A 12,186-nucleotide genomic window follows, 5' to 3' on the forward strand; every position below is an offset into this window, starting at 1 on the left:
TCGGGGGTCACTCCATTCGCTCGATCACGAACGCGGTCGCCGGGGGGACGGCGCGAGCGTAGAGTTCGGCCCACGCGAGGTCACCCTGCGCGCGGGCCGCGTCGACGTAGCCGTCCTCGATGTATTCGGGGAGGTACTCGAACGTCTCGAGCGCGGGGCGGGCGAGTCGAGCCGCCAATCGCACGTCGTCGCTCTCGTCGATGGCGTCGATCGCGTCTCTGGCCCGGTCGGCGGTTTCCCGCACAGACTCGACCGACACCGGGTCCTGATAGCCGTCGCCGCGGATCCCTTCGATCGCCGCCCGGAGCGCCTCGACGGCGGCCAGCGCCTGTCCGGCCTCGATCACGGCGGTCGCGTAGTCGCCGTCGTCCCGGCGCTCTTCGTACTCGTCGGCCGAGGCGCTGACCTGCCCGCTGGCCCGCCGAAAGAGCGCTGTGGCCGGCGTTCCGTCGAGGTCGGCCTCGAACGGCGGCTCGTAGACGTCGAGGAAGTCGCGGACGGTCGAGCGGGCGCGGGAGACCGCCAGTCCGAGGCGGTCCGAGGCGTCGATCAGCGCCGTCCACCGCGAGGGCGGGTCGTCGCGCTCGGTCAGATAGACCGACCGTACGCGTGCGGCGTCCGCGAGCGTCGCGCGAGCGAGTTCGACGCGTCCGACGGCGTCACCGGCGCGGAAGGGATGGGCGACCGGGTCGTCAGGGTACGCCGGGTTCGGACGCGTTCGACCGCGGCAGTCCGCGAGCAGCGCCTCGATCGGTTCGTGCGCGAGCACCGCCTCCAGCGGCGACGACGCGCGGTACTCGTGGTCGGCCGCGAGCGACCCGAACGCGTCGCGTACGCTCCGGCGCTGTGTCTCGACCTCTTCCGCGTCGTCCTCGCCGGTCGCCGCGCGGTACGCGCCGAGGACGGTCGCGGCCTCGTGTCGCCGCCCCCGCCACGTTTCGAGTCTGTCGGTCGGCCACGGGTCGTCCGCCGCCTCGTCGAGTCGCTCGGCGGTACGTTCGCGGTCGGTTCGGAGCTCCTCGGCGATCGCGCCGTTGGGCACCGACGGGTCGGTCGGCACACTCGCGAGCAACGTCTCGGCGCGCTCGCGGTGAGAATCCGCGAGCGTCGGCGGGACCGCGACGGGGAACGGCGAATCGGGCCACTCGATCGATCCGGCGGCGTCGCGCGGGAGCTCCACGTACTCGCGCTCGTCGTCGCCCTCGACGAACGGCAGGCCCGAACAGCCGGCCAGTCCGGCGACGCCGACGCTCGCGAGCCCGGCGAGGAACCGGCGACGGGAGGTCACTCTCCGGCACCTCCCTCGGCGGGCGTCACCGTCGGATCGAAGGGGTCGCCGCGCCGCGTCGGCCCGCAGGAGCTCGACATCCCGCTCCCGCTTCCGGACGATTCCTCGGCCGCCACGGGGAGTCGGATCGCGAACCCGGCTGTGTGGGTCTCGTCGGCCCCGCACTCGACGTCGGCGGGGCGGGTGGTCCGACAGAAGTCCGCGTGCGGGTGGAGGTCGTCGGACTCCAACTCGTCCCACTCTACGCTCGCCGACCGGAGGCGGAGCTCGTAGCAGGCCTCCACGGGCATCGCGAAGAGGTAGATCGACGCCGACTCGAAGTCGGTCTCGGCGGCGAACCCGCGGAGGCGTTCGGCCTCGGGGACGTCGTTGAAGGTGAGCGCTTCGAGGTCCTCGTCGCTGACGACGACGCTGCGGGCGGACCGGGCGTACCGGCTCCGCTCGTCGTCGGTCACCGTCGGGAGCTCCTCGCGCCGGCTGAACAGCACGTCTCCGTTCTCGTTGCGCACGTGTCGCGCCTCGTAGTCGTCGAGCGTTTCGTCGTCTCTGGGAGGGTCGATGGTCGGGCGGTCGCTTTCGCCGGAACAGCCGGCCAGTGCGGCGACCCCCGACGCGGCCGCGAGGAGGGCTCGGCGGCGGGTCAGATCGGGCATCCTCTCGGCTTTCGTGGAGGGGTGAAAAACGTCTTGTGGAGCGATTGTCGGTGATGGGCGCGGCGTCGGGTCGCCGTCGAGGAGGCGGGCGGCTTCACGGGCTTACGCGAGACCGCGACGAAGACGAACTCGCTGGTGGATCGACTGAAGGCGATAACGCTGCCCGATCCCGACGACGTCGCCGACGATCTCGCGCGCTACGTGCAGGGATGAGGAAATCGATATCGTCGAGAACGCGGTGGGCGAGGAGTGAAGCGGGAGACGCCAGCACCTTGCGCCGGGGTGTCAGCGGCGACTGTAACCAAATATGGCTCGATATTTCCAAGTAATTAATAACTGTAGTTAAGACCCTGCCGCGCGTTCCAGTGTACACTATGTCTGATGGGTCAGATTGTGCTGAAGACGTCGATGTCGGTGCCGAACCGACGGACTACGCACGGGGGAGAGGACCCCCGCCGGAGCGGGTTTTCGGATTGGATCACGTGTACGAGGCGCTCGCGCACCCGCGGCGTCGCTACCTCTGCTATACGCTGTTGGAGGACACCGAGTGGTCGCTGACCGCGCTGGCGACGAAGGTCGCGGCGTGGGAGGCCGAGACCGCCGAGCGCGCGGTCGACGATCACGAGTGCGATCGGGTGTACGTCGCGCTGTATCACGCGCACGTCCCCAAGTTGGTCGACGAGGGGATCATCGCGTTCGACGAGGCGACCGGGACGATCACGGCCGCCGAGAACGCCGGGCAGGTCCTCGCGGCGCTCGAGGGAATGGGCGCGAGCCTCGACGCCGCCCAAGAGACGCACGCCCGGCGTGAGATGGACCGCGGCGAGACGACTGAACGGGAAGAAATCGATGACGAAACACACTGACAGCGGAGCCGAATCCACCGACGACACGAACGCCACGCCGACGATGCGCTGGCGGCAGATCACCCAGCGACACTACGACTCCGAACGAGACGGCGAGCTCACGACCGCGATCGTCTACGCGATCGCGGAGGCGATGGACGTCGAACCGAAGGCGGTGGAGTCGCCGACGCTGTACGAGACTATCGATGTCGCGGCGATCGAGCGCACCCTCTTCAACCCCGGGACGACCACCGGCTCCGAAGAGGGATCCGGCAGTGTCGAGTTCCGATACGACGAGTACCGCGTCACCGTCCGCAGCGACGGCTGGGTGCGAGTCGACGAGACGACCGAGGCGGGACTGTAACCGATCTCCCCTATGTGTCGACGTTTCCAGTTCAGAAATCCTCGCTATCCGAAGGAGCCTCCTGAGGTGAAATAACTGTCCGGCCTTGGACGCCACAACGGTCGCAGCCGTTACGCCGTCTGTGGACTGTTGATGAAGGAGATGCGATATGGACTCGACGGATTTGAACCCGGAACCAGACGGTCGCTCGCTCCGCTCGGCGCTGCGCTGGTAGGGCTTCAAACCCACGGCCTCACGGCGTTCGGCCTCGACTCGCTATTCACTCGCTTCGTAAAGCTCCGCTCGTTTATGCACTCGGTGGGAGTCCCGCGAGCGAGTGCAACGAGCGAGGGGGACTACGCCGAGGACACGAGCGACTGAGGGAGCGAAGTGACCGAAGAAAGCGAGTGGACTCGGCGGGATTTGAACCCGCGGCCTCTCCCATGCCAAGGGAGTGATCTACCCCTGATCTACGAGCCCTCGTTCGCAATCTGCAGTATTCCGCTTTCGGTCTTAAGGGCTTCGACTTGCCGAATGTCGCCTGCAGGTCGGAATCCTTTTGTCGACCACGCGGATGGGTACAGACGGGAACAGCACGGCCGCAAATCTGACTCGCCGCGCTCGCGCGGCTTGGGATTGCGGAAGTGCGATGTCGCCGACACGCTCGGCTGCATCACATCGCGTATTCTGCGGTCTGTGCCGTTCCAATCTGATACCAATGGCACGAATGCACACCCGCCGCCGCGGCTCGTCCGGTTCGGACAAGCCGGTGGCAGACGAACCCCCGGAGTGGAGTGACGTCGAAGCAGACGATATCGAAGCGCGCGTCGTCGAGCTCGCAGAGCAGGGCTACGACCCGAGCCAGATCGGCCTGAAGCTGCGCGACGAGGGCGTCAAGGGAGTTCCCGTCCCCGACGTCAAGCTCGCGACCGGCAAGAAGGTCACCGCGATCCTCGACGAGAACGACGCGGCCCCGGAGATCCCCGAAGACCTCCGGAACCTGATGGAGCGCGCCGTGCGCCTCCGCCGCCACGTCAACGAGAACGGGCAGGACATGCAGAACAAGCGCGCCCTGCAGAACACCGAGTCGAAGATCCGTCGCCTCGCGGACTACTACCGGGGCGACGAGCTCGACGAGGACTTCACGTACACCTTCGACGTCGCGGTCAAACTCCTCGAAGCGTAACTCCCACACGCACAGATGGCATCCCGATCCGACACCGCCGCGGACGCGAACGCCCCCACCGAGAGCGCAGCGGACGCGCTCGCGAGGGCCTCGTTCGTCCGCGTCGTCTCAGCGGCCGACGGCGATTCGCTTTCGGCCGCGGGGCTGCTCGCACGGGGGCTCCGGAGCGTCGACGTGCCGTTTCACGTGCGCGTCGCCTCGCTCGGGGCCGACGCGCCCGCTGCCGACGACGGCGTCTTGGCGGCGGTCGGATCGACGCTCCCGAACGCGGACGTGACAATCGCACCCGACGGCGAGCCCGCGAGTCTCCGCGCGTACGAAATCGCGCGGACGCTCGGTCGCGACGTCCCGAACGATATCGGTGATCCGAGCCCCGGTCTCGACGTCGACCCGACGCTCGCGCTCGCAGGCGTCGTCGCCGCGGGCGACCACCCGGCGTCGACTGCCGGCGCGCTCGTCGAGTCGGCAGTCGACTCGGGCGCGCTCGTTCGACGCTCCGGCGTCGCAGTTCCCGTCGACGACGTCGTCGACGGGCTAACGCACTCGACGCTCGTGCACGCGCCGTTCTCCGGCGACGGAGACGCCGTTGCGGCCGAACTAGCGGCGGTGTTTGACGGCGTCGACGACGAGAGCGCTCACGACGAGGAGACGCGGCGATCGATCGCCTCGCTCGTCGCGCTCGCTGTCGCCGGCGACGACGCCGCCACGCCGCGCGCCGCGACCGCGGTCGAACGGGTGCTGCGCCCGTACGCGACACCCGAGGCCCCGACGGCGACGCTCGGCGGCTTCGCCGACGTGCTGAACGCCGTTGCGGGGGAGCGCCCCGGCGTCGGCGTCGCGCTCGCGATCGGACACCGCGGCCGCGACGCCGCCGTCGACGCGTGGCGCACGCACGGGACGGCGGTCCACCGGGCGCTCCACGACGCGCACATCGCCCGCTACGACGGTGTCTTCGCCGTTCGGAGCGACGTCCGGGCCGAATCCGAGAGTGCGTCCGACAGCGCGGTCGCCGCCCGCCTGCAGACGGTCGCTCGGCTCGCTCGCGATTTCCGCTCGCCGGAGCCGCTCGTCGTCGCCCTCGGCGACGGCGTCGCGGCGGTCTCGGCGATCGACTCGGGCGCGGCCGCGGCCGCCAGCGCGCTCGCGTCCGAATTCGGAAGCGACGCCGCAGACTGGACGGGCAACGGGACGCGTGCGATCGCGCGCTTCGATCCCGCTGCGGAGGAGGCAGACGTCATCGCTGCGATCAGGGAGGCGGTTCGATGACCGACGGCACAGACACACAGACGACTGCGGACGCGACCCGCGAGTGCGGGTCGCGGACCGCCCGCCTGCGGACGACTCACGCCGACGCCGAGACGGTGGCGGCGGCGCTCCGTCCGGACAACACCGACTCGATGCGGATGCGCGTCGAGGGCGACACGCTCCTCACGCGCATCGAACGCGAGACGACCGGCGGGCTCCAGTCCACGGTGGACGACACCGTGGTCAACCTGACGGTGGCCGACGCCATCGTCGACACGACACACAAACTATGAGTGAACGATCAGTTTCGAAGCAGAAGCGCGGAAAGCGATGGTACACGCTCATCGCACCGGAACAGTTCGACCGAACCGAACTCGGCTCGACCTTCGCGGACGAGCCCGAGAAGGTCGACGGCCGTACCGTCGAGGTCACCCTCGGCGACATCACCGGCGACCAGGGCGAGAACAACACGAAGCTCACCTTCAAGGTGAACGAGGTCACCAGCGACGCGGCCTACACCGAGTTCGTCAAGCACGAGCTCGCGCGCGACTACGTGCGCAGCCTCGTCCGCCGCGGGGCCTCGAAAGTCGACGTCGCGATCACGGTGCTGACGACTGACGATTACCGCGTCCAGCTCCAGCCCGTCGCGTTCACGACTAAGAAGGCCGACCGCAGTCAGGAAAAGGCGATCCGACGCGTGATGATCGACCTCGTCGAGGAGGCCGCCGCCGAGCGGACCTTCGACGAGCTCGTCGACAGCGTCATCGAGGGACGGCTCTCCTCGGCGATCTACGGCGAAGCGAAGACGATCTACCCGCTCCGCCGCGTCGAGGTCCAGAAGCTCACCCTCGAAGCGCGACCCGAGGAGGTCGCCGCCGAGGAAGAAGCCGCCGTCGACGTCGACGAGGAAGACGTCGCGGTCGACGACGCCTGATTCGGTTCGCGAACGACCTGCAGACGCCCCGATTTTTCAGTCCTGTGACCGACGAGCCGCGGCTCGTCGACGTATCCGCCGTTCGGAAATCAGCCGCAGCTCCCATTCTCGACGACAATGCTCGCCTCTCCCTCGACGGCGATGGTGTCCGCCTACTCCTCGACGGCGATGGTGTCCGCCTACTCCTCGACGACGATCGTCCCGATCATTCCGCCCTGTTCGTGCGGGATGCAGAAGTACTCGTACTCGCCCGGAACCTCGAACGTGTGCGACCACGTCGCGCCGCTGTCGATCGAGCCGCCGAACTCCGATCGGAAGGCCTCTCTGGCCTCTTCGGTCGAGTTGTAGCCGCCCGTGGCGAAGAACTCGGCATCGTCCGGAATCCCGGAGTCGTAGGCCGTGACGGTGTGTCCGCGCGAACTCGTGTTCTGCCAGACGACCGTCTCGCCGACTTCGACCGTGAACTCCGACGGCGTGAACGCGGAGGCGGTCATCCCGATATCGTAGTCGTCGCTCTCGGCGCTCGAATCCGAACAACCCGCGAGTCCCGTCGTCGCCGCCGCGCCGAATCCACCGAGAAACCGGCGGCGTGAGACTCGTCCGTTCCCCGAGACTCGCTGCCCTGTCATACTCGGCGTTCGAAGGGCGAGGGCTAAATGTGACCCGGTCTACCGACCGCCGCGCTGAGTGTAGATTGACCCGCCCATCACCGACCCGGATGTAAAGAGGTAAACCCGTCCTCCGAGTGCGGCGTGATATGAAGCCGCGGTTCGTCGGTCGCGTCGGCCTCGCGGATGCGGTGACCGTCTCGAACGCCGCCCTCGGATTCGTCGCCGCCGTCGTCGCCACCGTCGATATCGAACTCGCCGCGCGAATTCTCCTCTTGGCCGCCATCGCGGACGCGCTCGACGGCGTCGTAGCGCGCAGGCGCGGCGGGACCGACGTCGGGCCGTACCTCGACTCCCTCGCCGACGTGGCCTCCTTCGGCGTCGCACCCGCGCTCTTGGTGGCGATGGCCGCCGCCGAGACGTGGGGGCTCACCGGAGCGTCGGGGGCCACCGCGATCGCGGGCGGGGCGCTCTTCGTCGCCGCCGCGGTGACCCGGCTCGGGCTCTATACCGCCTACGACAGCGACGCCGCCGAGACCGAGGGCGTCCAGACGACGCTCGCGGCGACGATCATCGGCGCGTCCGTGCTGGCGGGCTTCACGAGTCCGATCGTGTTGGTCCCGCTGGTGTATCTACTCACCGCACTGATGCTCGCCCCGATCACGTACCCCGATCTCCACGCCCAAGACGCGCTGGTGATGGGCGTCGTCCAAGCGGCGGCGATCCTCCTCGGCGGCCGGGTGGGCGAGCGACTCGTCGGGTCGATCGGCGAGGGCTTCGCCTTCGGGCTGCTGTTCCTATCGCTCGCGTACCTCGTTCTCGGACCGCGGTTCTACTGGCGGCGCGATTGAGCGACGTCCTCACAGGCGGGTTGGAACGCTGTCGCGGGCCGGCGGCGACGCTACTATACTGTAGTCCGCCCGGGACTACATCCCCATATCGGCGGCGACGTCCGGAATCGGCAGGTCGTGCGGGGAGACGCCGAGCAACTCCGCGGCGTGGTCGAGGGCCATATCGAATCCGTAGTAGCGTTCGAGTTCGTCGCCGTCGGCGCTCGGACGGACCTTCAGCATCGCGTAGCCGTCGACGTTCTGCGCGATCGCTGCCGTCTTGCCGTCGGTCTCGAACGTGAGCAGTCGCTCGGCGTCGGTCTCGCGGTACCGCGCGGTGATCCCGTTCGCGGTCGCCTCGTGGTCGGTCATACGCCGATTTCGAGATCAGGGAAGTCGAAGCTACCGATTCCGCGCTGCGGTTGGTGGGATATTCCACGTTGCGGTCGGCGGAACGAGCGATCGCGCGAGCGACGAAGCGAAAACGATGTCACAGCGCAGTCCAATCTTCGACCGATGTCGCAGTGGCTCCAGAGCGGTCGGCGACGGGACCTGTGCGCGCTGCTCTACGAGGCGGGGTCGCTCCGCGGGCAGAAGCTCAAGACGGCGCTCGAACGACACTACGGGGTGCGGATCGATCCGCAGTCGTTCTACGGGAGTCTCGATGCGCTCGTCGACCGCGGGCTCATTGCGTGTGAAACGGAGGGGATTCACGACGTCTACCGACTTACCGAGGTCGGCGTCGACGGCGTCGAATCGCACTACGCGTGGCTCACCGAGCGGTTGGACGGGCGCGAGCGGGACGACTGAGGGGACGGCACCCGACGATCGATGGTCACGAGGTCACCGATTGATGCGAGGCGTTGCCGACGGCGGGTGCGAGGCGTTGCCGACGATGATGGGCGAGAGTGTCGAGAGCGACGAGAGACGTTGCTGACGGGAGACAACCGTTTCGAGCAAGGGGGCGAACAGTCGGCACACGCGGGAGTGAGACGCCACTGCGCCGCGCTGAGCGGCAGACGACATCACTCGCTCACCCGCGTCGACGTGCCGAGCAACTGCAACCCGACGCGGGGTTCTCGTTACGTCACGGGGGCGCTGGCCGCGTCTTCGGTTATAAATTCACGCACGGAGGCGTGACAGTGTGTACTCCATCGTCACCCCACGAAGCTTTTAATCCCGCCCTCCGTAAGCCCTGACACTCCGAATGTCTCAGCAGGATGAACGCCCCCGAGTCGATAAAGCCGACCTGGAGTGGTGTCACAAGTCGGTGCAAGGGGTCTCTCGCACCTTCGCGCTCACGGTGGACGTGCTCGACGAACCGATGTCCTCGTACATCTGTCTCGGATACCTCGTCTGCCGGATCGCGGACACCGTCGAAGACGCCTCGCACATCCCTCCCGAAGAACAGGCCGACCTCCTCCGAACCTACGACACCGTCCTCGCACCCGACGACGAGACGGACGCCGCGGAGTTCGTTTCCTCGGTCGAACCGTACCTCCCCGACGAGGAGGCGATGACCGAAGACTGGGCGGTCGTTCGCGACTCCCCCAGAGTGCTCCGAACGTTCGGGAGTCTCCCCGAGGACGTCCAGCAAGCCATCGTTCCGCCGGCCAGAGAGCTCGTGCAGGGGATGGCCGAGTTCGTCGAGCGCTACGAGGACGACGGCGGCCTCCGGATCCAGACTCGAGGAGAGTTAGAAGAGTACTGCTACTACGCCGCCGGAACGGTCGGTAATCTCATCACGAACCTCGTGACGCGACACGATGTCGCCGCCGACCGCCGCCGTCGGCTGTACGACACCGCCGAGGAGTTCGGACTGCTCCTTCAGCTCGTCAACATCTCGAAGGACGTCTACGACGACTACACCGCCGAGGACAACGTCTATCTCCCAGCCGAGTGGCTGCGGGACGCGGGCGTCCCGCAGGACGCGGTCATCGACGAGGAGCACGAAGACGAGGCCGCTTCGGTCGTCCGCCGCACCGCCGAATTCGCCGGGTCGTTCCTCGACGACGCCCAGACGTACTTGGAGACGGTACCGCTTCGGGACGGCAACACGCTCGAAGCGTGGGCGATTCCGTTCCTGCTCGCGGTCGGGACGCTCCGGGAACTGCTTTCGCGGCCGGAGGACGCCCTTTCTTCGACCGGCGTGAAGATCTCCCGCCAAGAGGTGTTCGCGGTCGTCTCCGAGATGAGCGCCAGCGGCAACCGCGAGTCTCTCGACGAACTGCGGCGCGCCATCGCGACGGGGCCGTATCACGCGTCGCTGTCGAACGCCGACTGACGCCGTCTTTCGACAGTGGGTCGCCGACTGACGCCACCGTCTACGGGCGCGGTCGGTGCCGTCGCCGGTCGCCGGTCGGGCGATCTCTCGATCGCCGACCGCGCGCGTCGGCCGCGCCGTTTGGGAGGCTTTTTAGTCGTCGGATCGAAACCCACGTCTATGGGTACCGAAGAAGCACACGACGACCACGGACACCACCTCCCCGCCGTGGAGGACTGGCCCCGTGGGTTCGGTGAGGCGAGTTGGTGGCCGTTCGTCACCGCCGCCGGCGCTGCGGGCATCTACATCGCCGCCGCGCTGTACATTCTCGGCCGCGGCGACAGCGCGATCGTTAGCTCCGTCGCCGGACCGGCAGCGCTGGTCGCGACGGTCGGACTGTTCCTCGTCGGGCTGTACGGCTGGGTGTATCACGCCTTCGTGATCAAGTTCTGGGAGCGCGACGCCGACGCCAAGAGCGCGAACAAGCTCCGCTGGGGGATGCTCGCGTTCCTCGGCTCCGAACTCGCGACGTTCGGCGCGCTGTTCGGCTACTACTTCTACATCCGCGCTGGCGAATGGGGATCGATGTTGACCGGCGTGCCGGACCTGACGACGTCGCTCGTCATCGGCAACACGCTCATCCTGATCATCTCGTCGATCACGCTGCACTACGCGCACGTCGGCATCCGCAACGACGACCGCGGGAAGTTCCTCGGCGGCCTCGCCGTGACGCTGCTCTTGGGCGTCATCTTCATCGGCGGGCAGGTCTACGAGTACTACGAGTTCATCGTCCACTACGACTTTACGCTCACTTCGGGCTTCTTCGCCTCGGCGTTCTTCGGCCTCACGGGCCTGCACGGACTGCACGTCAGCCTCGGCGCGGTGCTTCTCGGCATCGTCTTCGTCCGGGCGCTCTTGGGGCAGTACTCCGCCGAACGGCACGTCTCGGTCAGCACCGCCTCGATGTACTGGCACTTCGTCGACGTCGTCTGGGTGTTCCTCGTCGTCGTGCTGTACGTCGGCGCGGAAGTCGGTGCGTAACCGAGGCGAACCGATTCCGTTTCTCGCAGTGATTCGATGACAGCCGGAGACATAACCTCGCCCGCCGCGCGTCTCGCCGGACCGGTCGGAGCGATTTTCACGAGTTCGGCTATTCTGGCGGCGACGCTTCTCTCGCCGACCTTCTCGTGGACCGAGAGCGCCCTCTCGAACCTCGGCGTCGCGGCCGAGCCTTTCGTCGCGCTGCTGTTCAACGGCGGCCTCGTGGCCGGTGCCGTGATCGGCCTCGCCTACGCGCTCGCGCTTCGCCCGTACTCGCGAACGCTCGCGGTCGGTTACGTGCTGTCGCTTCTCGCGATGGCGCTCGTCGGCGTCTTCCCCGCCGGAACCGATCCGCACATCCCCGTCGCGATGGCCTTCTTCCTGCTCGCGACGGCGACGGTGACGCTCGACGGCTGGCGACGACGAACGTCGACGACCGGACGCGCTGGCCTCGCGCTCGCGGTGGTTCACCTCGCGGGGTGGATTCTCTGGTCGGCGGGGATCCGACCAGGCTCCGGGCTCGCACTGCCCGAACTCGGCGGCGTCGTGATGTTCGGCGCGTGGTTGCTCGTGCTCGCGCCGCCCTCGCGGCAGTGGTGGCGTCGTCGCAGTCGTCGGTGACCGCTCGTACCGACGCCGCGGAAACCGGATCAGTTTTCACACCTGTCGCGTGAGTGTCGCGTATGCCCGAGGAAGAGACGGACGACGAACCCACGGTTCCGATCGTCTGTGAGGTCTGCGAGACGACCTCGCGAGTCCCGCTGTCCGAACTTCGCGATTCGATCGACCAGCACAACGACCACCGGCACGACGGCGAGGAGATCGCGCAGGTGGATCCGATACTCGCCGACGCGCTGGCCGACGCCGTCGCCGACGATCTCGGTCTGTTCGACGACGAACCGCCAGAGCAGTAACCGACCCTCCTGACCCGCTTTCACGCCGCTTATACG

The 12,186-nt window shown here is 67.7% G+C and carries 17 protein-coding genes, 1 tRNA gene and 1 pseudogene; 14 read left to right on the plus strand and 5 right to left on the minus strand.

Annotation, left to right across the window (positions count from 1 at the left end; all coding sequences use genetic code 11):
- Nucleotides 1-7: 7 nt before the first annotated feature.
- Both U5919_RS04110 and U5919_RS04115 read right to left on the minus strand, forming a co-directional pair.
- Nucleotides 8-1,288, minus strand: coding sequence for a hypothetical protein (locus tag U5919_RS04110; protein ID WP_336022329.1), 1,281 nt, complete (start codon nucleotides 1,286-1,288; stop codon nucleotides 8-10).
- On the minus strand, nucleotides 1,285-1,941 hold the full coding sequence (locus U5919_RS04115) for a hypothetical protein (protein ID WP_336022331.1): 657 nt from the start codon (nucleotides 1,939-1,941) through the stop codon (nucleotides 1,285-1,287). The genes U5919_RS04110 and U5919_RS04115 overlap by 4 nt, the downstream gene beginning before the upstream one ends.
- Nucleotides 1,942-2,010: 69 nt before the next feature.
- On the opposite strand from U5919_RS04115, the pseudogene U5919_RS15865 reads away from it, so the two are divergent.
- The 4 genes and pseudogenes from U5919_RS15865 to U5919_RS04130 form a co-directional block, all read left to right on the plus strand.
- Nucleotides 2,011-2,148, plus strand: a pseudogene (locus tag U5919_RS15865) (restriction endonuclease); the annotation flags it as partial.
- A gap of 167 nt (nucleotides 2,149-2,315) precedes the next feature.
- Complete coding sequence (locus U5919_RS04120; protein ID WP_336022332.1) at nucleotides 2,316-2,807, plus strand: DUF7344 domain-containing protein; 492 nt, start codon at nucleotides 2,316-2,318, stop codon at nucleotides 2,805-2,807.
- Nucleotides 2,791-3,150, plus strand: coding sequence for a HalOD1 output domain-containing protein (locus tag U5919_RS04125; protein WP_336022334.1), 360 nt, complete (start codon nucleotides 2,791-2,793; stop codon nucleotides 3,148-3,150). Before U5919_RS04120 ends, U5919_RS04125 begins: the two co-directional genes overlap by 17 nt.
- 132 nt (nucleotides 3,151-3,282) lie before the next feature.
- Nucleotides 3,283-3,510, plus strand: a complete 228-nt coding sequence (locus U5919_RS04130; protein ID WP_336022336.1) for a hypothetical protein — start codon at nucleotides 3,283-3,285, stop codon at nucleotides 3,508-3,510.
- Between the two features lie 27 nt (nucleotides 3,511-3,537).
- Here U5919_RS04130 and U5919_RS04135 read toward each other — a convergent pair.
- A tRNA-Ala gene (locus U5919_RS04135) sits at nucleotides 3,538-3,609 on the minus strand.
- A 238-nt stretch (nucleotides 3,610-3,847) separates the two neighbouring features.
- Here U5919_RS04135 and U5919_RS04140 point away from each other — a divergent pair.
- The 4 genes from U5919_RS04140 to U5919_RS04155 are packed head-to-tail and all read left to right on the plus strand — an operon-like array spanning nucleotide 3,848 to nucleotide 6,494.
- Nucleotides 3,848-4,315, plus strand: coding sequence for a 30S ribosomal protein S15 (locus tag U5919_RS04140; protein WP_336022338.1), 468 nt, complete (start codon nucleotides 3,848-3,850; stop codon nucleotides 4,313-4,315).
- Nucleotides 4,316-4,330: 15 nt separating this feature from the next.
- Complete coding sequence (locus U5919_RS04145; RefSeq protein WP_336022339.1) at nucleotides 4,331-5,581, plus strand: hypothetical protein; 1,251 nt, start codon at nucleotides 4,331-4,333, stop codon at nucleotides 5,579-5,581.
- Nucleotides 5,578-5,853: a KEOPS complex subunit Pcc1 gene (locus U5919_RS04150; RefSeq protein ID WP_336022341.1), complete on the plus strand. Its 276-nt coding sequence runs from the start codon at nucleotides 5,578-5,580 to the stop codon at nucleotides 5,851-5,853. Before U5919_RS04145 ends, U5919_RS04150 begins: the two co-directional genes overlap by 4 nt.
- Complete coding sequence (locus U5919_RS04155) at nucleotides 5,850-6,494, plus strand: 30S ribosomal protein S3ae (RefSeq protein WP_144901332.1); 645 nt, start codon at nucleotides 5,850-5,852, stop codon at nucleotides 6,492-6,494. The genes U5919_RS04150 and U5919_RS04155 overlap by 4 nt, the downstream gene beginning before the upstream one ends.
- A gap of 179 nt (nucleotides 6,495-6,673) precedes the next feature.
- Here the strand turns inward: U5919_RS04155 and U5919_RS04160 are convergent, their stop codons facing one another.
- The gene (locus U5919_RS04160; RefSeq protein WP_336022342.1) at nucleotides 6,674-7,123 is read right to left on the minus strand and encodes a cupredoxin domain-containing protein; all 450 of its coding nucleotides are present in this window, start codon (nucleotides 7,121-7,123) and stop codon (nucleotides 6,674-6,676) included.
- A gap of 128 nt (nucleotides 7,124-7,251) precedes the next feature.
- Here U5919_RS04160 and U5919_RS04165 point away from each other — a divergent pair, with 128 nt between their 5' ends.
- Nucleotides 7,252-7,953 carry a protein sorting system archaetidylserine synthase gene (locus U5919_RS04165; protein WP_336022344.1) on the plus strand — a complete coding sequence of 234 codons (702 nt, stop codon included), beginning with the start codon at nucleotides 7,252-7,254 and terminating at the stop codon, nucleotides 7,951-7,953.
- A 75-nt stretch (nucleotides 7,954-8,028) separates the two neighbouring features.
- On the opposite strand, the gene U5919_RS04170 is transcribed toward U5919_RS04165, so the two are convergent.
- A complete protein-coding gene (locus U5919_RS04170) occupies nucleotides 8,029-8,304 on the minus strand; it encodes a DUF7111 family protein (RefSeq protein ID WP_336022346.1) in 276 nt (91 codons plus the stop codon).
- A 144-nt stretch (nucleotides 8,305-8,448) separates the two neighbouring features.
- On the opposite strand from U5919_RS04170, the gene U5919_RS04175 reads away from it, so the two are divergent.
- The 5 genes from U5919_RS04175 to U5919_RS04195 all read left to right on the plus strand — a co-directional run bounded on the left by U5919_RS04175 (nucleotide 8,449) and on the right by U5919_RS04195 (nucleotide 12,150).
- Complete coding sequence (locus U5919_RS04175) at nucleotides 8,449-8,742, plus strand: DNA-binding protein (RefSeq protein WP_336022348.1); 294 nt, start codon at nucleotides 8,449-8,451, stop codon at nucleotides 8,740-8,742.
- Between the two features lie 397 nt (nucleotides 8,743-9,139).
- Nucleotides 9,140-10,216: a phytoene/squalene synthase family protein gene (locus U5919_RS04180; protein ID WP_336022350.1), complete on the plus strand. Its 1,077-nt coding sequence runs from the start codon at nucleotides 9,140-9,142 to the stop codon at nucleotides 10,214-10,216.
- A 159-nt stretch (nucleotides 10,217-10,375) separates the two neighbouring features.
- Nucleotides 10,376-11,236, plus strand: a complete 861-nt coding sequence (locus U5919_RS04185) for a cytochrome c oxidase subunit 3 (RefSeq protein WP_336022352.1) — start codon at nucleotides 10,376-10,378, stop codon at nucleotides 11,234-11,236.
- 36 nt (nucleotides 11,237-11,272) lie between these two features.
- On the plus strand, nucleotides 11,273-11,857 hold the full coding sequence (locus tag U5919_RS04190) for a DUF998 domain-containing protein (protein WP_336022354.1): 585 nt from the start codon (nucleotides 11,273-11,275) through the stop codon (nucleotides 11,855-11,857).
- A gap of 62 nt (nucleotides 11,858-11,919) precedes the next feature.
- Entirely contained in the window at nucleotides 11,920-12,150 is a 231-nt protein-coding gene (locus U5919_RS04195; RefSeq protein ID WP_336022355.1) for a DUF8149 family protein, read from the plus strand.
- Nucleotides 12,151-12,186 lie beyond the last annotated feature (36 nt).

This window comes from Halobellus sp. LT62 (genome assembly GCF_037031285.1).
Taxonomy (GTDB): Archaea; Halobacteriota; Halobacteria; order Halobacteriales; family Haloferacaceae; genus Haloquadratum; species Haloquadratum salinisoli.